This window comes from Marilutibacter chinensis, assembly GCF_021725675.1.
GTDB lineage: Bacteria > Pseudomonadota > Gammaproteobacteria > Xanthomonadales > Xanthomonadaceae > Marilutibacter > Marilutibacter chinensis.
The window spans coordinates 56,797-79,575 of the sequence record NZ_JAKJPO010000003.1; the positions used below are offsets into that span (position 1 = coordinate 56,797).

Consider the following 22,779-nt stretch of genomic DNA (forward strand, 5'->3'; position numbering starts at 1 on the left):
CCGGGCTGTCAGGGAGGGCCTGCAAACGAGAACGCCCCGGCCGGGGGCCGAGGCGCAACGAGCAGGTCGACGATGTGGCCAGGCTGGGGACGGATCAGGATGACTCCTGTCCGGGCGCCGCGTCCGCACGTCCCGACCACGGCCCTGATGGCGGCGGCGGGGAGGGACGGAGATGGCGTCTGCTTCATCGGGCCGGGCTCTGCACCAAGCGGATGGAAGCCGCTTGGGTATATGACCCTACTCTTCGCCGCCGCCTCCGGCAAGAGCGCCCGGATGAACGGGACACGGCGCCCGGCAATCGCCCCGCGCACCCACGGAACCAGACGTAAGCAATTGTTTCAACGGCGACTTTCAGGGGACGATGATCTCGACCCTGGCGCCGCCGCCATCGGAAACCCTGAGCCGCGAGCCCGGCACCCCGGCCGCGAGCAGGGCGTCGCGGACCACGCCGGCGCCCTGGCCCGACACCCGCACCGCACCGTCACCGCCCATGCCCTGGATATAGGCCGCCAACGCCCGGACCTGGCCCTCGGCGGAGGCTGTCAGGGCCGTGCGTCCGGAGCCGAACGCGTCGCCGGACAGGGTGAACACTTCGCCGCGGCGCTCGCGCTTGACCGGCGGCAGCTTGGCGCCGGCGATCAGCTCGGCCTCCTGCCGTGCCAGCGCGGCCTCGCGCTCGCGGGCCGCGGCCAGCCGGGCCTCCTGCACGCCAGCCACGCCCTGCAGCGCGGCTTCCACGTCCTGCATCGCGGCCTCGCCGGCCTCGGTCTGCTCGCGCAGTCGCGCGGCTTCCTCGGCCTGGATCTGCGCCTGGATGCGCAGACGCTCGGCCTCGGCCCGGGCGCGGGCGGCGTCGCGGCGGCTGGCCTCGACCAGCAGGTCGCTGCGCTCGCGCTCCAGTTGCAGCAGCTCGTCCTCCATCGCCTCGTTGCGGGCCGTGATCTCGGCGACCTCGACCCGCCGCTCCGCGACATAGCGCGCGGCTTCCCGGTCGCGACTGCCCGCCTCATCCAGCGCCTGCAGCGCCTGCCGCGCCTGCATCCGCTGGTAGGCACCGTGGCGGGCGAGCCCGGGATCGGCGTCGAGCACGGCCAGGCGCTGGACCAGCGATTCGTAGCTGTGCCCCTGCTGGGCCTGGGCCAGGCCGGCCAGGGCGAGCAGTGCGGCGGTGAATGCGATGCGCATGTTCATCGACGGTCCTCCTGGCCAAGCCGCCGCTGCAGCTCGGTGATCTCGGCGCGGCGCTGGGCCACCTGTGCGGTCAGCCGCGCCTGTTCGCTGCGCGCGCCGGCCAGTTCGGCGTCGGCACTGGCGGCGAGCGCGAACTTGCGCGCGTCCGCGTCACGGCCTTCCGCCATCGCCGCCTGCGCGCGGCTGAGGGCCTCGCGGGCGTTGGCGATGTCGCGTGCCGCGTACTGGTCGGCGTCGGCATCGGAAGCCGTCACGACGGCCTGCTGCGCGGCCGCCAGTTCGGCGGTCGGCGGCGGCAGGCTGGCGCAGGCTGTCAGCACCGAAGCGAGAACTGCGGCCATCAGCAGGCCGCGGAAGTATGCGAAGCTTGGGGTCATTGGGGAGGCCATGCGGTAGTGATGTCGCGGGGCCATTGTCTGAAGCCGGTGCCCGGCTTGCAACGTCGGGAGCCGGAACGGTTTACGTTCAAAGGGGTCGCTGCATGGACATCGGCTATTTTCTCAAGCTGATGACGGAAAAGAACGCGTCGGACATGTTCCTGACCACCGGCGCGCCGGTCTACATCAAGGTCGAGGGCAAGCTTTACCCGCTGGGCAACACCGGCCTGCCGCCGGGGATGGTCAAGAAGATCGCCTATTCGCTGATGGACGAGGGCCAGGTGCCGACGTTCGAGCGCGATCTTGAGCTGAACATGGCGATCGCCCTGCCCGACGCCGGGCGATTCCGCATCAACGTGTTCAAGCAGCGCGGCGAGGTCGGCATGGTGATCCGTGCGATCCGCAGCGTGATCCCCTCGATCGAGGAACTGCAGCTGCCGCAGGTGCTCAAGGACATCATCATGGCCCCGCGCGGCCTGGTGCTGATCGTCGGCTCGACCGGTTCGGGCAAGTCGACGACGCTGGCCTCGATGATCGATCACCGCAACACCAGCACTTCCGGCCATATCCTGACGATCGAGGATCCGATCGAGTACCTGCACCGGCACAAGAAGTCGATCGTCAACCAGCGCGAGGTCGGCCTCGACACCCACGCGTTCCACAACGCGCTGAAGAACGCGATGCGCGAAGCGCCCGACGTGATCCTGATCGGCGAGATCCTCGATGCGGCGACGATGGAAGCGGCGATCGCGTTCGCCGAGACCGGCCACCTGTGCCTGGCCACGCTGCACTCCAACAACGCCGACCAGACCCTGGAGCGCATCCTCAACTTCTTCAACGAGTCGGCGCACAAGAACGTGCTGATGAACCTCGCCCTGAACCTGAAGGCGGTGATCAGCCAGCGCCTGGTGGTCGGCACCGACGGCCGCCGCCTGCCCGCCGCCGAGGTGCTGATCAACACCCCGCACATCCGCGACCTGATGCGACGCGGCCAGGTGCACGAGATCAAGCACGCGATGGAGGAATCGCTGGAGGAAGGCATGGAGACCTTCGACCAGTGCCTGTTCCGGCTGGTCAAGGAAGGCAAGGTGGACATGGAGGAGGCGCTGCGCGCGGCGGACTCGCGCGACGGACTCGCGCTCAAGTTCCGTCTGTCGGAAGGCTCCAGCGCCGAGCACGACCCCTACGCGGACGTGTTCGACGCCCATTCGCACTGAAGCAGGAGCAACGGGCCGGGGATCGACGCGGGCAGTCGCGGACGGGGAGCCACGACGCTGCAAACGCGGATTTCGCGGACGACCGCGGATCGGGAGCCGTTACGGCGCTCTATCCCCGTTCCTCCGCGAAATCCATCGCCAAGGGCCCTGCCCCACCGCGCCTTCAAGCCGCGTCGGGCTGGTTCTCCGGCCGCGCGGCATCGAACGCGGGTAGCGCCAGGCACTCGGCCTCGATCCGCTCGATGGTCGGATAGGCCGACATGTCCAGCTTGAACCGGCGCGCGTTGTAGACCTGCGGGACCAGGCAGCAGTCGGCCAGCGAAGGCGCGTCGCCCTCGCAGAAGCGGCCGGTCGACGGGTGTCCGGCCAGCATCGCCTCGATCGCGGCGAAGCCCTCGCCGATCCAGTGCAGGACCCACTGCGAGCGCGCATCGGCGTCCAGGCCCAGTTCGTTCTCGAGATGCTGCAACACCCGCAGGTTGTTGAGCGGGTGGATTTCGCAGGCGACGGCCTGCGCCAGCGCACGCACCCGGGCCCGCTCGCGCGCCACTGCGGGCAGCAGAGGCGGCGACGGCCAGGTCTCGTCCAGATACTCGAGGATCGCCATCGACTGGCGGAAGCTGCGGCTGCCATGGGTCAGCACCGGCACCAGCCCCTGCGGATTGGCGGCACGGAAGCCGGGGCGATGCTGTTCGCCGCCGTCGCGGACCAGATGCACCGGCACGATGTCGTACGACAGCCCCTTCAGGTTGAGGCCGATCCGCACCCGGTAGGCGGCACTGGAACGCCAGTAGGAATACAGCTGCAGTCGTTCGCTCACGCTCGCTCGCACCTCTCGCCATCGGGAGCGGACTACCTTACCTCAGCGACCTGCCGGACAAGGAGCCGACCGCCTCCGCGGAGCCGCACCGGCTCCGGAGCTACCGGCCACCCCAAAAGCGAACGGGCCGCCCGGCCGCGACCGGACGACCCACGATTCGGCGACGGGATGATGAGGGCTCCAGCGGGGAGCTCAGGCCCGTTCGATACGCTGCTCGATGGCGCCGAACAGGCTGTTGCCGTCGTCGTCGAGCATCTCGATGCGCACGGTGTCGCCGAACTTCATGAACGGCGTCTGCGGCTTGCCATGCTCGAGCGTCTCCACCGTGCGGCGCTCGGCGAAACAGGACGCGCCCAGCGTCGTGTCCTGGTTGGCGACGGTACCCGAGCCGACGATCGTGCCGGCCGACAGCGGTCGCGTCTTCGCCGCATGCGCGACCAGTTGGGCGAAGTCGAACTGCATGTCGACGCCGGCCTCGGGCGCCCCGAACCACTCGCCATTGACATGCGTCAGCATCGCGCGGTGCAGCTTGTTCTCGCGCCAGAACCCGTCCAGTTCGTCGAGGGTCACGAACACCGGGCTGAGCGCCGAGCGCGGCTTGGACTGCAGGAAGCCGAAGCCCTTCGCCAGCTCGGCGGGAATCAGGTTGCGCAGGCTGACGTCGTTGACCAGACCGACCAGCTGGATGTGCGCGGCCGCCTGTTCGGGCGTCACCGCCATCGGCACATCGTCGGTCACCACCACGACCTCGGCTTCCAGGTCGATGCCGTACTCCTCGCTCGGCACGCGCACCGGATCACGCGGCCCGTAGAAGCCGGCGCTGACCGCCTGGTACATCAGCGGATCGGTGTAGAAGGTCTCCGGCACCTCGGCGCCACGGGCACGCCGCACCCGCTCCACGTGCGGCAGGTAGGCGCTGCCGTCGACGAACTCGTAGGCGCGCGGCAGCGGCGCCGCCAGCGCGGCCAGGTCCAGGTCGAACGCTCCCTCGGCGGTTCCGGCATCGAGGGCTTCCGACAGCGCGTTCAGGCGCGGCGCGGCATTCGACCAGTCCTCCAGTGCACGCTGCAGGGTGTCGGCGATTCCGGTCGCGCGTACCGCGCGGGCGAGGTCTCGCGACACGACGATCAGGGTGCCGTCGCGGCCTCCTTCTTTCAGGCTTCCGAGTTTCATCGGGACTCCGGCTTCAATGGTGGCAGGGCGCCGTGGCGCAATGGTTTCAATTGTAACCTGTTCGTCCGGCAGAGCAGGCAGCCACCGCCCGGCGGGCAGACTCGCCACCGGCCCCAATTGTGATGGCCTGCCGGTTCCACGCATCGGCCGCGTGGCGCGACCATGCCGAGCTGTTACCGTGGCCGCGGACTCCCAGAAGGATCTGCGATGTTACCGCCACTGCAGGCGTTCGCCGAACTGCAGGAGTGCCCTTCGGCCGATGCGCTGAGCCGCGCAGTGGACCGACTGACCGCCCCTCTGGGCGTTTCCCACTGGCTGTACGCCCTCGACCTGCCGCTGGTCGACGACCGCCAGCGACAGTTCACGCTTGGCGGCTATCCGCAGCCCTGGGTCGAGCGCTATCTCGAACAGGACTACCTGCGCATCGATCCGATCGTCTCGCACTGCCACGATCATGCGATTCCGTTGCGATGGAGCGATGCGGTACCGGCCGACCCGCGGGTGATCGATCCGCACATGCAGGCCGTGCGCCGGATGTTCGGCGAAGCCGGCGAGTTCGGCCTCGGTGCCGGCGTCAGCGTCCCGTTGCACGGCCCCGGCATCCACTGGGGACTGATGTCGTTCGCCGGCGAGTCGCGGCTGAACCCCGAGCTGACCCGGCAGCTGCCCTATCTGCACATGCTCGCGCACTACGTCCACGAGTCGGCCAGACGCTTCATACCGTCGATGTTCGCGTCACCGGACCCGGCGACGCGCCTGCCGCACCTGACCGGGCGTGAGCGCGAGTGTCTGTTCTGGGCCTCGGCCGGCAAGACCAGTTGGGAAATCGGGCAGCTGCTCGGGATCAGCGAGCGCACCTCCGTGTTCCACCTGCAGAACGCAGCCCGCAAGCTGGGCGTCTCCGGCCGCCAGGCCGCGGTCGCCCGCGCGGTGACGATGGGGCTCATCACCTCCTACTGACGGCCGCGGCCGCTCCGCCGTTCGCACCACCCTGTCAGTCCTTGCAGCTGTAACGACTGACAGCTTGCGCTCACCTGTCGAGACCTACCACGACAGGGAGTTCAAGCACGATGACCACGATCACGATCGGCCGCGCCGGCAATGGCTGTATCTCGCCCACGCTCATGGACGGCATGCACAGGCTGCGCGCCGACGTCTTCCACCACCGCCTGCGCTGGGAAGTCGAGGTCCGGCACGGACGCGAACATGACCGCTTCGACCTCGCCCGGCCCTACTACCTGCTCGCCCACCAGAACGCCGTCGCCGCCATCCGCGGCGCGACGCCGCCGGTGCGCGTGATCGGCTGCTGCAGGGTCCTGCCGACGCTCGGGCCCAACATGCTCCGCGACGTGTTCCCGGAGCTGGCCGACGCCCGCGGCGTTCCGGCATGCGCGGACGTGTGGGAGGTCAGCCGGTTCGCGGTCGCCACCGACATGGACGGAACGGAGGCCGGCTACGGATTCAGCGAGACGCCCGCGCGGATGGTCGCCCATCTGCTGCGGTTCTGTGCCGATCGCGGCGTGCGCGCGCTGGTCGGCGTGACCAGCGCACCGTTCGAGCGGATGCTGCGACGGCTGGACCTGCAGACCGGGCGGCTCGGGCAGCCACGCCGGATCGGCCGGGTGATGAGCCTGGCGTTCGAACTGCCGCTGGACACGCACAACCTGCGCATCGCCGACGGTGTCATCGCAGGTGAAGGTACCGGACGGGTTCCTGGCCAGCTGCCGGCAGTCCCGACCCTGCCGCGGGCGGCCTGAGCCCGGGGATCGGACCCGCGGGCGTCTTCGATGGCGGTTGCGGCACCCGGCTGCCGCCGCCATCGGCCCGCAGATGCAGGCACAGAGGTGTGCGGCGGACTCGCCATCTCCTTCCCGTCCGATGCATGAAGACGCGTGCCTGACCTGGCACGCGTCTTCGCGCGCCGCCGCAGGGTCACGGCGACGGCGCGCAATACCGAACGGGACTGCATGGGTGCGATCCGAAGGGCCGGGTCTGTGGGCCCGCATCCTGCGTCATGCCCGGTCGCGTATCTGCATACGCGCCCCCGCGCTTCCCTGCGCTGCCTGCCCACAGACCCGGCGAGACCGGTCGGGGAGATGGATGGCGGTCTAGGCCGGCACCCGCTCCTCGGGAGATTCCTCCCTGAAGGTCTTGCCACGCAGCTTGCGCAGCAGTGTCTCGGTACCGTCCCAGAGCGCGTGGCGGGCGTGCAGCGCATCGCGCGCGGCCTGCCGGGCCCGAGACAGCCCCTGCGGCTGACGTGCGAGCATCGTGCCGATCATCCGCGCGGCCGCGGGCCCGTGTTCGTCGGCATCGAGCTCGATATGGCGTTCGAGGTAATAGACGAAGCCCGGTGCGGTCGCGGTATCAAGTCCCCAGCGCGCCAGCAGTCCCTGGAACATGCCGGGGATGATGTTCTCGCGCCCATAGAGGAAGCTGGCGGCCACCTCCAGCGTCGACGCCCCGGTAGCGGTACGCAGGGTGTCGAGCACGAAGTTGCGCACGAACACCGGCGCGTCGGCATCGATCAGCGCCTGTTCGCTGGCGACGCCCCGCTCCAGCGCCTGCAGGAAGCGGGAGAACGACTCGGTGGATGCGCCGACGTCGCGCATCGCCGCCAGATACAGATCGAGATGACTGGCCGGCCGACCCTCGGCATCGACGTCGCTTTCCTCGGCCAGCACGATGTCGTTGATCAGGCGTGCGCTGGCCGGGTCGCTCGGCGGCATCCACGGCAGCCTTACGCAGGTCAGGTCCTGTTGCAGCCGCTTGACCAGCGACATGAAGTCCCAGACCGCGAAGACGTGCACCTGCATGAAGGCGCGCAGCGCCTCGATGCTGCGCAACTCATCGAAGACGCCGTGGCACTCGAGGCCGCGACGCAGGCGCGCGATCTGGGGGGTGACGATAGGGTCGACATCCATGTCCATGCTCTCCTTTTCTTGGGGGGAAGCGTTGCGGATGGATCGAACTCGGACTGCTGCCGTCGGATCTGCTGCGGAACCGACGGGATTGCGTGGGTCTGGACGTGTGGCGGGCGAGCCGGTTCAGGCCGGCTGGTACAGCGGGTACAGGCTGGCCTCCTCGCGCTGGATCCTCTGGGCGAGCAGGTCACCGACGTTGCGGTAGTCCTCCAGGAACGCGGCCCGTTCGCCGGCGTCGAACCCGGTCAGCTGGTACTTCTTGACGAAATCCACGACGCCGCGCGCGATCGCGTTCATCTCGCGCCGGAAGCTGCGGATCAGCATCGTGTTCTCGCTGTCGCCCTCCAGCGCGCGTTCGACGTAGTTGTAGAAGCGCACGTTCTCGGCGATCAGGTGGGCCTCGAAGTTCATCTTGAAGCGGGTGAGCAGCATCGGGATGTCCTCGAACCGGTCCAGCTTCGCGCAACTGCCGATCTCGCTGAACAGCGCGACGAGATCGTGGTGGTCCTGCTTCAGCGTCGGCACCAGCCCGGCGTCGTAGGCGATCGGACGCGCAGGCGTCGAAATCGCGCCGAGGGTCGCGGATCCAGCGTCGTTCCTGCCCGTCGGTGCCTGCCGCTCCGGCGGCTGCCCGATAAGCCTTCGCATGAACCCCAGCATGCGCCCCCCTGCCGATATGCGACTCCCTTGCCGCAAGACCATAGCGGGGCCGCGCAACCGCAGGTACCTGTCAGATGCAGCAGGGTGAAAACCCTCACGGCGCCGGCGGGAAGCTCCCCTCCTGACAGGGCCGGGCCCTGGGGGAGCTCTCGAATGGCGGCAGGCTCCTGCGACGGGACGAAGCCGGGCCTCCGACGCGGACGCAGTCGCAGATCGCGACGGTCCGCAGGCGGGCGTCAGACAGGAAAGCTCAGGCTGGAGATCGGGAGCATCCGGGCAGAGGCCGGTGCGCAGAAACAGAAAACCCGCCTTGCGGCGGGTCTTCTGTTTCGGATCTGGCAGCCCCGGATGGATTCGAACCACCGAATGTCTGAGTCAGAGTCAGATGCCTTACCACTTGGCGACGGGGCTATGAAACCGATTATAGCGCAACAACCGCGAAGTTGATTAGCGCTTGGAGAACTGGGTCGCGCGACGGGCCTTGTGCAGACCGACCTTCTTGCGCTCGACCTCGCGGGCGTCGCGGGTCATGAAGCCGGCCTTGCGCAGCTCGGGCTTCAGGTTCTCGTCGTACTCGACCAGCGCGCGGGCGATGCCCAGGCGGATCGCACCGGCCTGGCCGGTGGTGCCGCCGCCGATGACGGTGACCTTGACGTCGAACTTGTCGGTCGACTGGGTCAGCTCGAGCGGCTGGCGCACGATCATGCGCGCGGTCTCGCGGCCGAAGAACTCGTCGAGCGGACGCTCGTTGATGGTGATGTTGCCGCTGCCCTTGCGCAGGAACACGCGCGCGGTGGAGGACTTGCGACGGCCGGTGCCGTAGTTCTGCTGGATTGCCATGTCTGCTTTACCTTAGATGTCCAGGGGCTGCGGCTGCTGGGCGGCGTGCGGGTGCTCGGTGCCCTTGTAGACCTTCAGCTTGCGGTACATCGCGCGGCCCAGCGGGGTCTTCGGGAGCATGCCCTTGACACCGATCTCGATCACGCGCTCGGGATGACGCTCCAGCGCCTGCGCGAGGGTCTCGGACTTCAGGTTGCCGATGTAGCCGGTGAAACGGTGGTACATCTTGTCCTGCAGCTTCTTGCCGGTCACGGCGATCTTCTCGGCGTTGATCACCACGAGGTAATCGCCGGTGTCGACGTGCGGGGTGTAGATGGGCTTGTGCTTGCCGCGCAGACGGCGCGCGAGCTCGGAGCACAGGCGGCCGAGGGTCTTGCCTTCGGCATCGACGACGTACCAGTCGCGCTGGACGGTCTCGTTCTTGGCGGTGAAAGTCTTCATGACGGCTCTATATGGGTGGATCTGGTCGGGCGGATTCCGTCGTGCCGGGAACCGGTTGGCGGAACTTTGCCTCGCGTTGTGATCCGCGACAGCAAACGCTTTCGCGGACGAAAGAGGCGGAATGATAGCGGCTATCCACCGCTCACGCAAGCTGACCGGCGATCGCGGGTCGCACCCGCCACAGCGCGGCGGCGATGCTAGCATCGCCGGCCATGTCCGCCCCGTCGCTGCCGATGACCGCTCCGCCTGCCTCCGGGGCCCTGGCGGAGCAGGCCGGATCCTTGCAGGCGCTGGCGGACCGCTGCGTCCAGTGCGGCCTGTGCCTGCCGGCATGCCCGACGTACGCCCGCGACCGGATCGAAGCCGAGTCCCCGCGCGGCCGGATCGCGCTGGCGCGGACGCTGGCCGCCGGCACCCTCGCCCCGACGCCACTCGGCGAGGCGCATCTCGATCACTGCCTCGGCTGCCGCAGCTGCGAGGCGGTCTGCCCGGCCGGGGTCGAGTACGGCCGCCTGCTGACCGTCGCCCGCATGCAGCAGCGCCGCCGCCGTCCGCCCGGACGCCTGCAGCGACTGGCCGAAGACCTGGTCGCCCGGCCCGTCCTGCTGGGGCGGCTGCTCGGACTGTACCGCACCGTCTTTCCGGCACTGCCGGCAGGGCTGCGTCCGCTGCCGCGGCCGCCGGCGGCGATGGACGTGGCGGGCACCGCCACCGGCGAACGTCCGTCGATCGCGGTATTCACCGGCTGCATCGCCGGCGTCTACGAGGTCCCCTTGCGCGCCGCGCTGGCGCGGCTGCTGGCGGCGCTGGACCTGGCCATGGCCCCGGTCCGTGGCCAGACCTGCTGCGGCAGCCTGCATGCGCATGGGGGCGACGCAGCGGGGGCACGATCCCTGGCCGAAGCCAACCACACGGCCTTCGCGGGCTGCGACACCGTACTGACCCTGGCCAGCGGCTGCCATGCGGCTGTGGCGGCGGCGATGCCGGCGGGCACGGCGGCGGTGGATGCGGTCGCGTTCCTCCACCGCCACGCCGAGCGCCTGCGCTTCGGCGATGCCGCCAGCGAGCGCATCGCCCTCCACATCCCATGTACCCAGCGCAACGTCACCGGCTCGGACCGGGCCCTGCGCGCCCTGCTCGCACGGGTGCCCGGACTGGAAACGGTCGAACTCGACCCGGGCCTTGGCTGTTGCGGTGCCGCCGGACTGCAGATGCTGGCCGAACCCGCCCGCGCGGCCGGCTACCGCGAACCGTTGCTGGCACAATTGCGGCAGTCAGGCGCGACCCGCCTGCTCAGCGCCAACATCGGCTGTCGCCTGCACCTCGCCGCTGCCGCGGCCATGCCGGTCCAGCATCCGCTGGAACTGCTCGCTGAACGGCTCCGGCACTAGCGTCCACCAGCGCAACTCGTGCGCAGTCCATGCCTTCAGCACGACGGCCGCGTAGACTGGATACATGCATAGCCCCAGCACGACGCCCCGCCGCCTCAGCCCGCTCGACCGCCTGCTCGACGGCACCCAGCGCGCGCTCGACACCGTGTTCGGTTCGCCGCGCGCCGAGCGCGTCAATCCGGCCGTGGACCGGGCCGACGTCGTCCTCGACGACGACGAACGCCGCCACGCTGCCGGCCTGATGCGGATCAACCACGTCGGCGAGGTCTGCGCACAGGCGCTGTACTGCGGCCAGGCAGCCGTCGCGCGCGACCCGGTCACCCGCCAGCACCTGCTCGACGCCGCGCAGGAGGAGACCGATCACCTGGCCTGGTGCGCCGACCGCCTGCGCGAACTCGACAGCCGACCAAGCCTGTTCAACCCGCTCTGGTATGGCGGCAGCTACGCCATCGGCGTGCTGGCCGGACTGCGCGGCGACGGCTGGAATCTCGGTTTCGTGGTCGAGACCGAGCGCCAGGTCGAGGCCCACATCGACGAGCACCTGGAGTCCCTGCCGGGTGCCGACATCCGCAGCCGCGCGATCCTGGAGGTGATGAAGGCCGACGAGGCCCGCCATGCCGACAACGCCGAGGCGGCCGGTGCGCGGGTGCTGCCGCCCCCGATTCCCACCGCGATGGCAGCCGCGTCGAAGCTGATGAAGGCGGTCGCATACCGGATCTGAGGGCCGGGGACGGCCACACGCCTTCGTTCGCAGGCGTGGCTGGAGCGGCGATGGGCCTTTCCGTCATTTCAATCAAAGCCCGGTCGCGGCTTGCGCCGCGCATGAGGCCGCATGGGGACGATTCCGACCCCGCGACCGGCGGCGTGCCACGGTCGCTGCGACAGAGGCCGGGGGGCCGGGGAGCGAGGCCGCGCGTACCCTCGGCTGATACGTGATCCATGCAAAACCGAACGGCACGGCTGGGGCCGCATCGGTCTTCTGGTGCGCTCCGCCCGCTCGGGTCACGAACGGGAGCTGATCCAGACCGGCACGAACCGACCGACGCTAGCAGGAGCACAGAAACGGGAAAGCCCGCCGGAAATGGCGGGCTTTCGGCTTCTCGACCACAGGCTCCGGTCTCCGGCCCTCAGTCGACGAGGTTTCTCCCGTGGTAGAGCTCCTCGATCTCGCGCTTGAGCCGCGCTTCGATCTTCATCCGCTCCTTGAACGACAGGTTGCGCGCGCGCTCCTCGAACAGGTAGTTGTCGAGATCGAAGTCCTTCAGATGCATCTTCGTATGGAAGATGTTCTCCTGGTAGACGTTGACGTCGAGCATCTCGTAACGGTTGCGGACGTTCTTGGCCAGGTAGTCCTGGATCGAGTTGATCTTGTGGTCGATGTAGTGCTTCTTGCCCTTGATGTCGCGGGTGAAGCCGCGCACCCGGTAGTCCATCACCACGATGTCGGATTCGAAGCTCTCGATCAGGTAGTTCAGTGCCTTCAGCGGCGAGATCACGCCGCAGGTCGCGACGTCGATGTCGGCGCGGAAGGTCGCGATGCCGTTGTCCGGATGGGTCTCCGGATAGGTGTGCACGGTGATGTGCGACTTGTCCATGTGCGCGACGACGGCGTCGGAGATCACGCCCTTGGCCTGCGACTTGTCGATCACCGGCTCCTCGGAGATCAGGATCGTCACCGACGCGCCCTGCGGATCGTAGTCCTGGCGCGCGATGTTCAGGATGTTGGCGCCGATGATCTCCGCCACATCGGTCAGGATCTGGGTGAGGCGGTCGGCGTTGTAGGCCTCGTCGATGTACTCGATGTAGCGCTGGCGCTGGTCCTCGGACACGGCGTAGCAGACATCGTAGATGTTGAACGAGAGGGCCTTGGTGAGGTTGTTGAAACCCTGCAGCCTCAGGCGAGGCAACGGCTTGACCACGTCGGCGGTTCCGGGGGACGGCTGGGGGCCCGCATTATGCGGCAATCGCCATGACCGTTAAAGCGAGGCGCCGGCGGCCGGCGGGCCGGCGCCGTGCTTCCCGGGCGCGGCCGCGGACCGGTCGGAAATGCCCGCCCCGGGCCGCGCAAACGCCCGCTCCGCAAGGGCGTCGGGATGCGAGGACCGGCACGGATCCGGACCGGCGGCGGCGGCGAAAAACGTCAGGATTTGCCCCCGGACGTCGCTTGGGCCTAAGCTCCGTCGATTGAAGGATTACCACTACATCTAATTCAAACTATGCCTGCCGACCCGGTCGCCCATCTCACCGCGCTCCGTCGCACCCACAGCCCGCTGACTCCGGATGCCGCCACGATCGAGCGGTTCCTGGTCCACTGTCATCGCCGTCGCTACCCGTCACGGACCGACGTGTTCCGCCCCGGCGATCCGGCCAGCACGCTCTACTACATCATTTCCGGCTCGGTCAGCATCATCACCGAGGAGGACGACGGTCGCGAGCTGGTGCTCGGCTACTTCGGCCCCGGCGAGTTCGTCGGCGAGCTGGGCCTGTTCATCGAGAGCGAGCAGCGCGAGGTGATCCTGCGCACGCGCACCGCGTGCGAGCTGGCCGAGATCGGCCACGACCGCTTCTACGACCTGCTGATGACCCGGCTGGCCGCCGACGCACCGAAGCTGTTGTACGCGATCGGTGCGCAGATCTCGCGGCGCCTGCTCGACACCAGCCGCAAGGCCGGCCGCCTGGCCTTCCTCGACGTCACCGACCGCATCGTGCGCGCCCTGCACGACCTGGCCAGGGAGCCGGAGGCGATGAGCCATCCCGACGGCACCCAGCTGCGCGTGTCGCGCCAGGAGCTGTCGCGCCTGGTCGGCTGCTCGCGGGAGATGGCCGGCCGCGTGCTCAAGAAGCTGCAGGCCGACGGCAAGCTGCACGCCCGCGGCAAGACCGTGGTGCTGTACGGCACCCGCGGCTGAGACTCATCGGCGATGCGAAGCAGAACGGGCGGCCTGGGTGGCCGCCCGTTTCGGTTTTGAGCCACGGATTCACACGGACAAGGCAAGAACCCGGTCTGCGGATGCCCTGTCCGTGTTCATCCGGGCAATCCGCGGCTCATGCCTTTTCCAGCCCCACCGGCTCGCCGGCCCGGCCGGGGCAGCCCCAGTTGAGGATCGGCGTGCCGGCCGGCAACAGGTTCCGGAACGTGGCGATCCGGCGCGCCTTCGGATTGACCACCACCGGCTCGGCGGCGGCCATCAGCAGGGGCAGATCGGCAGTGCTGTCCGAGTAGGCCTTGTACACCGGGCCATCGAAGCCGGCCTCGCGCAGCATCGTCATCTTCATCGCATGGTGGCAATGGCGGGTGGGTGCGATCCCGCCCAGATGCGGGCCGACCCGGGTGCCGACCACCGGCACGTCCTCGTGCGCGACGAAGGCCAGGATCGCCCGTGCCAGCTCCGGCGGCGCCCCGGTCGCGATCACCACCCTGTCGCCACGGGCACGATGGCCGTGCAGCACCTCCAGCGCGACCGGCAGCAGGCGCGCGCGGATCCGCTCGCGATGACCATCGACGTAGCGGTCGATCAGCGCGTCGAGGTCATGGCGGTCGTGCAGGCCGACGGTACCGGCCCAGACGAAGCCGGTGATGCCGAACCGCCGGGTCGGCAGCAGCGCGACCAGCGGGCCGAACAGCGGCGCGATCAGCAGGGCCAGCAGGATGCGCCAGGGGCTGCGTCCGATCAGCCAGCGGAACAGGTGGCTGCCGGAATCGCCGTCGTAGAGCGTGTGATCGAAATCGAACACCACCAGCGGCGCGCCGTCCCGGGCCGGCGGGTAACCGCCACCGGCAACACCGTCGTCTACGCCGAGCCCGACGGCCGCACTCATGCCGCGAACAGCCGCTGCAGGGCCGCGCCGGGGTCGCGCTCGCGCATGAAGCTCTCGCCGACCAGGAACGCGTCGACGCCGGCACCGCGCATGCGTGCGACGTCGGCCGGGGTCGCGATGCCGCTCTCGGTGACCAGGGTGCGGTCGGCCGGTACCGCCTGCTTCAGTTCCAGCGTGGTCTCCAGCGAGACCTCGAAGGTGCGCAGGTTGCGGTTGTTGACGCCGATCAGCTCGCAGTCGGTCTGCAGCGCGCGCTCGAGCTCGTCGATGTCGTGCACCTCGACCAGCACATCCATGCCCAGCTCGTGGGCGAGATTGGCCATCTCGATCATCGGCCCGTCCTCCAGCGCGGCGACGATCAGCAGGATCGCGTCGGCACCGATCATCCGCGCTTCGTAGACCTGGTAGGGATCGATGGTGAAATCCTTGCGCAGCACCGGCAACCCGCAGGCACCGCGAGCTTCGCCGAGGTAGAGATTGCTGCCCTGGAAGAAATCGACATCGGTCAGCACCGACAGGCAGGCCGCTCCGCCCGCCTCGTAGCTGCGCGCGATCTCGGCCGGATGGAAATCCGGGCGGATCAGGCCCTTGGACGGGCTGGCCTTCTTGACCTCGGCGATCACCGCCGGTTGCCCGGCCGCGATCCTTGCGCCGATCGCACTGACGAACCCGCGCGTCGCCGGCATCGACTCGGCGCGCGCACGGACCATTTCCAGCGGCCGCATCCGGCCGCGTTGTTGGATCTCCTCGACCTTGCGGGCGAGGATGGTGTTGAGGATGTCGCTCATGCGTGCTGTTTCTTTCCGTAGGCGCGTTCCACCCGGGCCACGCGCAGTTCGAAGTGTCGGTACCAGTGCTCGCGCCCGTGGGCACGGGTCGCGGCATGTTCGGCATGGCGCTTCCAGGCGCGGATCGCGTCCTCGTCGACCCAGTAGCTGACGGTGATGCCGAACCCGTCTGCGCCGCGGGTGGACTCGACGCCGAGGAAGCCGGGTTGCTGCCGGGCCAGCTCGACCATGCGATCGGCGGCTCGGCCGTAGCCCTCGTCGTCTCCCCCGCTGCGACGGGAACTGAAGATCACCGCGTAATACGGCGGCTCGGGCAGGCGGGCGAAGGTGTCGTCGTCGCTCATGTCCGGTTCCGGGTCAGGCCGGCGCAAGCGCGCCGAGTTCGCGGGTCAGCGCGACGAATTCCTCGAGCTTGGCCTTCGCCGCGCCCGACGCCATCGCCTCGCGCGCGCGCGCGATGCCCTCGGCGATGCTGTCGGCGACGCCGGCCACGTACAACGCGGCGCCGGCGTTCATCGCGACGATCTCCAGCGGCAGGCCCGGCGCACCCGACAGCACGTCAAGCACGATGGCCCTGGACTCCAGCGCGTCGCCGACCTGCAGGTTGCGGGTCGCCGCCATCGCGATGCCGAAATCCTCCGGATGCACCTCGTACTCGCGGACCTCGCCGTCGCGCAGTTCGCCGACCAGGGTCGCGGCCCCCAGCGACAGTTCGTCGAGGCCGTCGCGTCCCCACACCACCAACGCGCGCTGCGCGCCCAGCTTGCGCAGCACGCGCACCTGGATGCCGACCAGGTCGGGGTGGAACACCCCCATCAGGATGCTCGGCGCGCCGGCCGGGTTGGTCAGCGGGCCGAGGATGTTGAACAGGGTGCGCACGCCCATCTCGCGGCGCACCGGCGCGACCACCTTCATCGCCGGGTGGTGCACCGGCGCGAACATGAAGCCGATCCCGCAGCGATCGATGCAGCGGGCGACCTGCTCCGGCTGCAGCTCGATGCAGGCGCCCAGCGCTTCCAGCACGTCGGCACTGCCGGACTTCGACGACACGCTGCGGTTGCCGTGCTTGGCGACCTTGGCGCCGGCCGCGGCGACCACGAACATGCTCGCGGTGGAGATGTTGAAGGTGTGCGCGCCGTCGCCGCCGGTGCCGACGATGTCGACCAGTCCGCGGCGGTCGGCGACCTCGACGGGACGCGCGAACTCGCGCAGCACCGTCGCCGCACCGGCGATCTCGCCGACGGTTTCCTTCTTCACCCTCAAGCCGGTCAGGATCGCCGCGGTCATGGTCGGGGTGACCTCGCCACGCATGACCTGGCGCATCAGCTCGACCATCTCGTCATGGAAGATCTCACGGTGCTCGATGGTGCGTTGCAGGGCTTCCTGCGCGGTGATCGGCATTGGGTGGACTCCGTGTTCGCTCAATGGGGAGGACGGCGGCCGGCCGGGCCGGGACCGCGCCAATGGTAGACGGCCCGCGGACGGCGCCGCTCAGCCGGCCCCGGGCCGCTCGAGAAAATTCCTCAGCAGCGCGTGGCCGTGCTCGGTCAGGATCGACTCGGGATGGAACTGCACGCCCTCGACCGGATGCTCGCGGTGGCGCAGGCCCATGATTTCGTCGAACGCGGGCGCATCGACCTGCCCGGCCGCCGGACCTCTGCCCTCGTCGGCAGGCCCGGTCTCGGTCCAGGCGGTGATTTCCAGGCAGTCGGGCAGGCTGTCGCGCTCGACGACCAGCGAGTGATAGCGGGTCGCTTCGTAGCGGTCGGGCAACCCGGCGAACACGCCCTCGCCGCGGTGACGGATGCGCGAGGTCTTGCCGTGCATGATCCGCCGGGCCCGCACCACCCGTCCGCCATAGGCCTGGCCGAGGCTCTGGTGGCCGAGACAGACACCGAAGATCGGCACGTGCGCGCCGAGTGCGCGGATGACCTCGACCGACACGCCCGCTTCGTTCGGCGTACAGGGGCCCGGCGAGATCACGATCCGCTGCGGCGCCAGCGCCCGGATCTGCGCGACATCGAGCTCGTCGTTGCGCACCACCTTCACTTCGGCACCCAGCATCTGCAGGTACTGCACGAGATTCCAGGTGAAGCTGTCGTAGTTGTCGATCATCAGCAGCATCGGGGCCGGCTCATTGCGGATGGAGGAACGAACACGCGCTCCCGCGCGCCGGCCACCTGGAGCGGCGGACGGCAGGATCGGAAAACGCGGGGTGAGGCAGGAGGCGGGCTGGACCCGATCCGGGTCGGTACGCTGTGGTCACGCGAAGGCTCTCTCGGGAAGGCAGGCGGTGTCGGGCGGCGCTCAGCGCCACCATCGCCCATCCATGCCGGTTGCCGGAGCCGGGGTCGCGTACGTGATCATGGCCGCTACTTTAGCCGCTGGACGCGCGGGACGCGACCATCGGCGGCGGCTTCGTGCCGGCGCCGTGCGGCCGCCTCAGGCCGAACCGGCCCCCCGACGCAGCGGCACCGGCGCGGTCGCGATGCGCCGCTTCAGGTCCTCCATCGAGCCGGGCATCACGACCAGATAGGCCAACAGCTGCTCGGCCAGCTCCAGCATCAGGTCGACGGTGACCTTGTCGATCGCGGCCTCGTCCTCGAACTGCCGCCCGAAGGTGCCGGTCGGCGCCATCAGCTCGGCGATGTCCTGCAACGGCCTGGACAGGTCGAGCCGACGCGGCAGTGCATCCAGCCGTTGCGACAGCGACTGGTCGCGCTGGTCCTCGCCCAGCAACTGCACGGTCAGGCCGGCGATCAGGTGCCGCACCATCAGCGCGGACGCGCCCCATTCGGCGTGGTTGTACAGTTTCAGCGCGGAATCGTAGGTCCGCGCCAGCGGTCCCGACAGCGCCTGCAGGTAGGCCTGGCCCGGCATCGCCTCGCGGCCGCCCGGGGCCGGATGGCAATACAGCCCGTCCGGCTTGCGGGTGCCGTCAGGCTGCAGCAGCTGCACGAACAGCACCACGCCTTCGCAACGCGAGCAGGCCAGCTCGCTGGCGGCGACCTGCTGACCGTGTTCCTGCCAGCTGCGCGCCTCGAGGATCGCCGGCCGGTCGCAGTGGGGACACAGCAGCTCCACCGTACGGGGAAAGGTATTGGAGAAGCGGGTTTGTACGAATCGGTCTTCGACAGGCTGCATCGCCGTCACCTCCTGGCCGTAAATTCGCATGCCCCCTGGGGCAGTGCGCCCCGGCACCTACTCAACACTGCCACTTGTGAAGGAAACGTTGGCTACGCAGCGAAAAGGCCGCTGAACGGGGCCGCGGCCATCACCCGGATCGCCAATCTGCAGCGACCCTCACGGTTCGCCCGCGGCGATGAGATGCGCGCCGGGGCAACACCCGGCGCTCGTTCGGCTCGGAGGACCACAAGCCGAGCGGACATCCTCCCCGCATCGAGACCGCCGGTCACAACCCGCGCGCGGCCTCGGCGACCGCCCGGAACAGCGCGCGCCCCTTGTTCATCGTCTCGTCCCATTCGGTCGCGGGGTCGGAGTCGTAGACGATGCCGGCACCCGCCTGCACGAACAGGCGGCCGTCCTGGATGACCGCGGTACGGATGGCGATCGCGGTGTCGGCGTCGCCGTGCCAGCCGATGTAGCCGACCGCACCGGAGTAGATGTTGCGGCGGATCGGCTCCAGCTCGCGGATGATCTCCAACGCACGGATCTTCGGCGCGCCGCTGACGGTACCGGCCGGGAAGGTCGCGCGCAGCACGTCGGCGTAGCTCATGCCGGCCTTCAGCCTGCCGGTCACCTCGCTGACGATGTGCATCACGTGGCTGTAGCGCTCGATCGTGAACTGCTCGCCCATCTGCACCGTTCCCGGCTCGGACACCCGGCCGGTGTCGTTGCGGCCGAGATCGATCAGCATCAGGTGCTCGGCACGTTCCTTCGGGTCGGCGAGCAGCTCGGCTTCGAGTGCGTCGTCCTCTTCCGCGGTCGCGCCGCGCGGGCGGGTGCCGGCGATCGGGCGCACGGTGACGGTGCCTTCCTGCAGCCGCACCAGGATCTCGGGCGAGGAACCGACCACCTGCATGTCCCCGACATCGAGGAAGTACATGTAGGGCGATGGATTGAGCGCACGCAGCGCGCGGTAGACGTCGACCGGCCGCGCCTTGAACGGCACCGACAGCCGCTGGCTGAGCACGACCTGGAAGATGTCGCCGGCACGGATGTATTCCTTCGACTTCTCGACCGCGGCGATGAAGCCTTCGCGGGTGAAGCCGGAGACGAAATCGGCCTCGTCCAGCCCGTTCGGATCCAGCGTCTCGGGATAGCTGGTGCCGCCGTGCCGGAGCCGGTGCACGAGCTGGTCGAGCCGGCGCGACGCCTTCGAGTACGCCTGCGGTTCGCGAGGGTCTGCGTGGACGATCAGGTACAGCCGTCCGCGCAGGTTGTCGAACACCGCCAGCTCCTCGCTGAGCATCAGCAGGATGTCGGGCGTGCCGAGCTGGTCCTCCTTGTCGCTGCCGGCCAGACGCGGTTCGATGTAGCCGATGCACTCGAAGCCGAACCAGCCGACCAGGCCGCCGGCGAATCCCGGCAGGCCCTCTATCCTGGGAACCGAATGCTCGCTGCGCAGGCGCTCGACCTCGGCGAACGGATCCTCGACCTGGCGGTGTTCGACCAGTTCGCCGTGCTCGGTCACGAACAGGCTGTGGCCGGCGAACGCGTACACCCGGCGCGCCGGAAGCCCGATGATGGAGTAGCGGCCGAAGCGCTCGCCGCCCTCGACCGACTCGAACAGATAGGTGTGCGGACCATCGGCCAGCTTCAGATAGACCGACAGCGGCGTGTCGAGGTCGGAGAACACCTCGCGGACCACCGGGATGCGGGTGTGGCCCTCCGCGGCGAGCTGCTGGAAACGTTCAGGCGACGGTGTGGCGGTACGGGCAGGATGATTCACGCGGCGATTCCTCGGAGTGCGGCAGGGCGAGAGCGACAGCGGTCTGTGGCCGCCATCGCCAACCCGTGTCGCCACGGCAGGAATGCTGGATCGCCCGGATCTTCATCGGCGGCTACTTTAGCCGATTTGCGCGGTGCCGCTCAGCGCGCCGCCCGCCCGTCGCGGCACCGACGCCGACATGTTCCCATCGCCGCTACCGCGCATCCGTCCGGCCGAGCAGCGGGCAGTCCGGCGGCAGATGCATGTGCAGCCGCGCCGGCACGCATTCGATCCGGAACCTGCGCGCCCTCACCGGCTCGCCGTCCAGATTCAGGGTCATCGGCACGGCTGTCTCCATCCGCAGCCACGGCAGCCGCGCACGCACCGCGATACGGTCGCCTGCGGCCTCGCGCCCATCGGTCAGCAGCGAACGGGCCAGCGCGCCCAGTTCGCCCTCCAGCGGCGGGATCACGGTCACGTCGAGCGCACCGTCGTCGACGCGGGCGTCGGGGCACAGCGGGTGGCCGCCGCCGGCCTGGCGTCCATTGCCGAGCCCGAGCACGATCAGATCGCCCGACCACTCGAACCCCGGCCCTTCGAAGCGGGCCGCGATCGGCTCGATGCGGTCCAGCCGCGCAATGCCGGTGACCAGGTAGGCCAGCCCGCCCAGCGCCTTCTTCAGCGTCTCGTCGGTCTGCACGGTGACCTCGGTACCGAAACCACCGCTGGCCACGTTCACGCACCAGTGGATGTCGCCGTCGGCCTCGATCCGCAACAGGTCGAGCGGGACCGCCGGCGCCGCACCGATCAGCCGCAGCGCCTCCAGCGGGTCTAGCGGGACGCCGGCCGCGGTGGCGAAGTCGTTGGCGGTACCCAACGGCAGCAGCGCCAGCGACGGCAATGCACCGGCATTGCGTTCATGCCGCGCCAGCGCCGTGGCGGTTTCGCTGAGGGTACCGTCGCCACCGGCCGCGATCACCGTGTCGATGCCGTCCTCGATCGCCCCGTCGACATGGCGGGCGGCATCGCCACCCTCCCAGGTCACCCGCACCGACAATTCGACTCCGCGCTCGCGCATCGCCATCACCGCCTCGCGCACGCCGTCGTCGGCAGCCCGCTTGCCGTGCAGGATCAGGCGCCAGCGCGCGGACGCGATGTCGACGTCCCGATCGGCAGCTGCGCCGGGTTCGGGCCTGGAAACGGAACCGCATGTCATCGGCCAAGCCTAAACCGACCTTTCGCGCCTGCCCGTGAACGCAGCCGCATCTTCGCCGCCGATTCCGCCCGGCGCGTCATCGTCCTGTCATCATCCAGGCGGAGCATGGGAGTCCATTCCCAAGGACGACGGGCGGAGGCAGGATCGCCTCCATAATTTTCGCGCTGGCGCACGAAGCCCGGGTTTGCCGCGCAAGCCACGGCTCCCATCCTGCGCTGCCACACCCGCACCCGCGGTGCGAATCGCCCCCCGGCTCGGGGACATTTACCGGGGCATCGCCTGGCAAACCCCAGGACCCGCTACGCAGGTCCCAGGCCCGGCCAATGCGCCTCCACACGGCACCCGCGTGCGATGGGTCAGCGGACGGTGGCGACCGCGGCCTTCATCCGGCCGATCACCTCGGCGTAATCGTCGGCATTGAAGATCGCCGAGCCGGCGACGAAGGTATCGGCGCCTGCCGCGGCGATCCCGGCGATGTTGTCGGCCTTCACTCCGCCGTCGATCTCCAGCCGCACCTGCGGCGCGCGCGCGTCGATCATCGCCCGCACCCGGCGCAGCTTGTCCAGCGTCGACGGAATGAACGACTGGCCGCCGAAGCCCGGGTTGACCGACATCAGCAGCACCATGTCCAGGTCCTCCAGCACGTAGTCGAGCACCTCGACCGGGGTCGCCGGGTTCAGCACCAGGCCGGCCTGGCAGCCGCTGTCCCTGATCAGCTGGATGGTGCGATGGACATGGCGGCTGGCCTCGGGATGGAAACTGATCAACGAGGCGCCGGCCCTGGCGAAATCGGGGACGATGCGGTCGACCGGCTCGACCATCAGGTGCACGTCGATCGGCGCGGTGACGCCGTGCCTGCGCAGCGCCTCGCAGACCATCGGGCCGATCGTCAGGTTGGGCACGTAGTGGTTGTCCATCACGTCGAAGTGGACCCAGTCGGCGCCGGCGTCCAGGACCGCGTCGACCTCGTCGCCGAGGCGGGCGAAATCGGCGGACAGGATGGACGGGGCGATCACGGTCGATTGCATGGC

24 protein-coding genes and 1 tRNA gene are annotated in these 22,779 nt (G+C 69.2%); 6 read left to right on the forward strand and 19 right to left on the reverse strand.

What is annotated here, in order from left to right; all coding sequences use genetic code 11:
• Positions 1-351: 351 nt before the first annotated feature.
• Together L3V18_RS05905 and L3V18_RS05910 are read right to left on the reverse strand one after the other, a co-directional pair.
• Positions 352-1,191 (reverse strand): hypothetical protein, encoded by an 840-nt coding sequence (locus L3V18_RS05905; RefSeq protein WP_237053768.1) that lies wholly within the window; start codon positions 1,189-1,191, stop codon positions 352-354.
• Complete coding sequence (locus L3V18_RS05910; protein WP_237053769.1) at positions 1,188-1,568, reverse strand: DUF4398 domain-containing protein; 381 nt, start codon at positions 1,566-1,568, stop codon at positions 1,188-1,190. The genes L3V18_RS05905 and L3V18_RS05910 overlap by 4 nt, the downstream gene beginning before the upstream one ends.
• A 104-nt stretch (positions 1,569-1,672) precedes the next feature.
• Between L3V18_RS05910 and L3V18_RS05915 the strand changes: the two genes are divergently transcribed.
• Positions 1,673-2,785, forward strand: coding sequence for a PilT/PilU family type 4a pilus ATPase (locus L3V18_RS05915; protein ID WP_237053770.1), 1,113 nt, complete (start codon positions 1,673-1,675; stop codon positions 2,783-2,785).
• A gap of 163 nt (positions 2,786-2,948) precedes the next feature.
• Here the strand turns inward: L3V18_RS05915 and maiA are convergent, their stop codons facing one another.
• Positions 2,949-3,605 (reverse strand): maleylacetoacetate isomerase, encoded by a 657-nt coding sequence (gene maiA, locus L3V18_RS05920; RefSeq protein ID WP_237053771.1) that lies wholly within the window; start codon positions 3,603-3,605, stop codon positions 2,949-2,951.
• Between the two features lie 192 nt (positions 3,606-3,797).
• Positions 3,798-4,778, reverse strand: coding sequence for a fumarylacetoacetate hydrolase family protein (locus L3V18_RS05925; RefSeq protein WP_237053772.1), 981 nt, complete (start codon positions 4,776-4,778; stop codon positions 3,798-3,800).
• A 207-nt stretch (positions 4,779-4,985) separates the two neighbouring features.
• On the opposite strand from L3V18_RS05925, the gene L3V18_RS05930 reads away from it, so the two are divergent.
• Positions 4,986-5,738, forward strand: coding sequence for a LuxR family transcriptional regulator (locus tag L3V18_RS05930; protein ID WP_237053773.1), 753 nt, complete (start codon positions 4,986-4,988; stop codon positions 5,736-5,738).
• A gap of 110 nt (positions 5,739-5,848) precedes the next feature.
• A complete protein-coding gene (locus L3V18_RS05935; protein WP_237053774.1) occupies positions 5,849-6,535 on the forward strand; it encodes an acyl-homoserine-lactone synthase in 687 nt (228 codons plus the stop codon).
• A gap of 351 nt (positions 6,536-6,886) precedes the next feature.
• Here L3V18_RS05935 and L3V18_RS05940 read toward each other — a convergent pair whose 3' ends face one another.
• The 5 genes from L3V18_RS05940 to rplM form a co-directional block, all read right to left on the reverse strand.
• A complete protein-coding gene (locus L3V18_RS05940) occupies positions 6,887-7,702 on the reverse strand; it encodes a DUF3050 domain-containing protein (RefSeq protein WP_237053775.1) in 816 nt (271 codons plus the stop codon).
• Between the two features lie 123 nt (positions 7,703-7,825).
• Positions 7,826-8,350: a hemerythrin domain-containing protein gene (locus tag L3V18_RS05945; RefSeq protein ID WP_237053776.1), complete on the reverse strand. Its 525-nt coding sequence runs from the start codon at positions 8,348-8,350 to the stop codon at positions 7,826-7,828.
• Between the two features lie 348 nt (positions 8,351-8,698).
• Positions 8,699-8,773: transfer RNA gene (locus tag L3V18_RS05950), tRNA-Gln, on the reverse strand.
• Positions 8,774-8,809: 36 nt separating this feature from the next.
• On the reverse strand, positions 8,810-9,202 hold the full coding sequence (gene rpsI, locus L3V18_RS05955; protein ID WP_237053777.1) for a 30S ribosomal protein S9: 393 nt from the start codon (positions 9,200-9,202) through the stop codon (positions 8,810-8,812).
• A gap of 12 nt (positions 9,203-9,214) precedes the next feature.
• Entirely contained in the window at positions 9,215-9,643 is a 429-nt protein-coding gene (gene rplM, locus L3V18_RS05960; protein ID WP_237053778.1) for a 50S ribosomal protein L13, read from the reverse strand.
• A 212-nt stretch (positions 9,644-9,855) separates the two neighbouring features.
• Between rplM and L3V18_RS05965 the strand changes: the two genes are divergently transcribed.
• On the forward strand, positions 9,856-11,034 hold the full coding sequence (locus L3V18_RS05965) for a (Fe-S)-binding protein (protein ID WP_237053779.1): 1,179 nt from the start codon (positions 9,856-9,858) through the stop codon (positions 11,032-11,034).
• Between the two features lie 64 nt (positions 11,035-11,098).
• Positions 11,099-11,755 (forward strand): 2-polyprenyl-3-methyl-6-methoxy-1,4-benzoquinone monooxygenase, encoded by a 657-nt coding sequence (gene coq7 / locus L3V18_RS05970; RefSeq protein WP_237053780.1) that lies wholly within the window; start codon positions 11,099-11,101, stop codon positions 11,753-11,755.
• A 406-nt stretch (positions 11,756-12,161) separates the two neighbouring features.
• Here the strand turns inward: coq7 and speD are convergent, their stop codons facing one another.
• Positions 12,162-12,953 (reverse strand): adenosylmethionine decarboxylase, encoded by a 792-nt coding sequence (speD, locus tag L3V18_RS05975; protein ID WP_237053781.1) that lies wholly within the window; start codon positions 12,951-12,953, stop codon positions 12,162-12,164.
• A 297-nt stretch (positions 12,954-13,250) separates the two neighbouring features.
• Here speD and crp point away from each other — a divergent pair, with 297 nt between their 5' ends.
• Positions 13,251-13,943: a cAMP-activated global transcriptional regulator CRP gene (gene crp / locus L3V18_RS05980; RefSeq protein ID WP_111265563.1), complete on the forward strand. Its 693-nt coding sequence runs from the start codon at positions 13,251-13,253 to the stop codon at positions 13,941-13,943.
• A gap of 136 nt (positions 13,944-14,079) precedes the next feature.
• Here the strand turns inward: crp and L3V18_RS05985 are convergent, their stop codons facing one another.
• The 9 genes from L3V18_RS05985 to rpe form a co-directional block, all read right to left on the reverse strand.
• Positions 14,080-14,853 (reverse strand): haloacid dehalogenase-like hydrolase, encoded by a 774-nt coding sequence (locus L3V18_RS05985; RefSeq protein ID WP_237053782.1) that lies wholly within the window; start codon positions 14,851-14,853, stop codon positions 14,080-14,082.
• Entirely contained in the window at positions 14,850-15,641 is a 792-nt protein-coding gene (gene trpC, locus L3V18_RS05990) for an indole-3-glycerol phosphate synthase TrpC (RefSeq protein ID WP_237053783.1), read from the reverse strand. The genes L3V18_RS05985 and trpC overlap by 4 nt, the downstream gene beginning before the upstream one ends.
• Complete coding sequence (locus tag L3V18_RS05995; RefSeq protein ID WP_237053784.1) at positions 15,638-15,985, reverse strand: antibiotic biosynthesis monooxygenase family protein; 348 nt, start codon at positions 15,983-15,985, stop codon at positions 15,638-15,640. The genes trpC and L3V18_RS05995 overlap by 4 nt, the downstream gene beginning before the upstream one ends.
• 13 nt (positions 15,986-15,998) lie before the next feature.
• Complete coding sequence (gene trpD / locus L3V18_RS06000) at positions 15,999-17,042, reverse strand: anthranilate phosphoribosyltransferase (protein WP_237053785.1); 1,044 nt, start codon at positions 17,040-17,042, stop codon at positions 15,999-16,001.
• 90 nt (positions 17,043-17,132) lie between these two features.
• Positions 17,133-17,765: an anthranilate synthase component II gene (locus tag L3V18_RS06005; RefSeq protein WP_237053786.1), complete on the reverse strand. Its 633-nt coding sequence runs from the start codon at positions 17,763-17,765 to the stop codon at positions 17,133-17,135.
• Between the two features lie 318 nt (positions 17,766-18,083).
• Positions 18,084-18,785, reverse strand: coding sequence for a hypothetical protein (locus tag L3V18_RS06010; RefSeq protein ID WP_237053787.1), 702 nt, complete (start codon positions 18,783-18,785; stop codon positions 18,084-18,086).
• A gap of 268 nt (positions 18,786-19,053) precedes the next feature.
• Positions 19,054-20,553 carry an anthranilate synthase component I gene (gene trpE / locus L3V18_RS06015; RefSeq protein WP_237053788.1) on the reverse strand — a complete coding sequence of 500 codons (1,500 nt, stop codon included), beginning with the start codon at positions 20,551-20,553 and terminating at the stop codon, positions 19,054-19,056.
• A gap of 193 nt (positions 20,554-20,746) precedes the next feature.
• Positions 20,747-21,688, reverse strand: coding sequence for a lipid kinase YegS (yegS, locus tag L3V18_RS06020; RefSeq protein WP_237054211.1), 942 nt, complete (start codon positions 21,686-21,688; stop codon positions 20,747-20,749).
• Between the two features lie 416 nt (positions 21,689-22,104).
• Positions 22,105-22,776 carry a ribulose-phosphate 3-epimerase gene (gene rpe, locus L3V18_RS06025; RefSeq protein ID WP_237054212.1) on the reverse strand — a complete coding sequence of 224 codons (672 nt, stop codon included), beginning with the start codon at positions 22,774-22,776 and terminating at the stop codon, positions 22,105-22,107.
• Positions 22,777-22,779: the final 3 nt, after the last annotated feature.

Coding starts and splice junctions, on each gene's coding strand:
- crp (WP_111265563.1), top strand. CDS start 13,251: ATGCCTGCCGACCCGGTCGCCCATCTCACCGCGCTCCGTCGCACCCAC.
- trpD (WP_237053785.1), bottom strand. CDS start 17,042: ATGCCGATCACCGCGCAGGAAGCCCTGCAACGCACCATCGAGCACCGT.
- rplM (WP_237053778.1), bottom strand. CDS start 9,643: ATGAAGACTTTCACCGCCAAGAACGAGACCGTCCAGCGCGACTGGTAC.
- L3V18_RS06005 (WP_237053786.1), bottom strand. CDS start 17,765: ATGCTGCTGATGATCGACAACTACGACAGCTTCACCTGGAATCTCGTG.
- rpsI (WP_237053777.1), bottom strand. CDS start 9,202: ATGGCAATCCAGCAGAACTACGGCACCGGCCGTCGCAAGTCCTCCACC.
- L3V18_RS05995 (WP_237053784.1), bottom strand. CDS start 15,985: ATGAGCGACGACGACACCTTCGCCCGCCTGCCCGAGCCGCCGTATTAC.
- L3V18_RS05925 (WP_237053772.1), bottom strand. CDS start 4,778: ATGAAACTCGGAAGCCTGAAAGAAGGAGGCCGCGACGGCACCCTGATC.
- coq7 (WP_237053780.1), top strand. CDS start 11,099: ATGCATAGCCCCAGCACGACGCCCCGCCGCCTCAGCCCGCTCGACCGC.
- L3V18_RS05910 (WP_237053769.1), bottom strand. CDS start 1,568: ATGACCCCAAGCTTCGCATACTTCCGCGGCCTGCTGATGGCCGCAGTT.
- L3V18_RS05985 (WP_237053782.1), bottom strand. CDS start 14,853: ATGAGTGCGGCCGTCGGGCTCGGCGTAGACGACGGTGTTGCCGGTGGC.
- L3V18_RS05965 (WP_237053779.1), top strand. CDS start 9,856: ATGTCCGCCCCGTCGCTGCCGATGACCGCTCCGCCTGCCTCCGGGGCC.
- L3V18_RS05945 (WP_237053776.1), bottom strand. CDS start 8,350: ATGCGAAGGCTTATCGGGCAGCCGCCGGAGCGGCAGGCACCGACGGGC.
- trpC (WP_237053783.1), bottom strand. CDS start 15,641: ATGAGCGACATCCTCAACACCATCCTCGCCCGCAAGGTCGAGGAGATC.
- L3V18_RS05935 (WP_237053774.1), top strand. CDS start 5,849: ATGACCACGATCACGATCGGCCGCGCCGGCAATGGCTGTATCTCGCCC.
- L3V18_RS05915 (WP_237053770.1), top strand. CDS start 1,673: ATGGACATCGGCTATTTTCTCAAGCTGATGACGGAAAAGAACGCGTCG.
- L3V18_RS05940 (WP_237053775.1), bottom strand. CDS start 7,702: ATGGATGTCGACCCTATCGTCACCCCCCAGATCGCGCGCCTGCGTCGC.
- L3V18_RS05930 (WP_237053773.1), top strand. CDS start 4,986: ATGTTACCGCCACTGCAGGCGTTCGCCGAACTGCAGGAGTGCCCTTCG.
- L3V18_RS06010 (WP_237053787.1), bottom strand. CDS start 18,785: ATGCAGCCTGTCGAAGACCGATTCGTACAAACCCGCTTCTCCAATACC.
- rpe (WP_237054212.1), bottom strand. CDS start 22,776: ATGCAATCGACCGTGATCGCCCCGTCCATCCTGTCCGCCGATTTCGCC.
- L3V18_RS05905 (WP_237053768.1), bottom strand. CDS start 1,191: ATGAACATGCGCATCGCATTCACCGCCGCACTGCTCGCCCTGGCCGGC.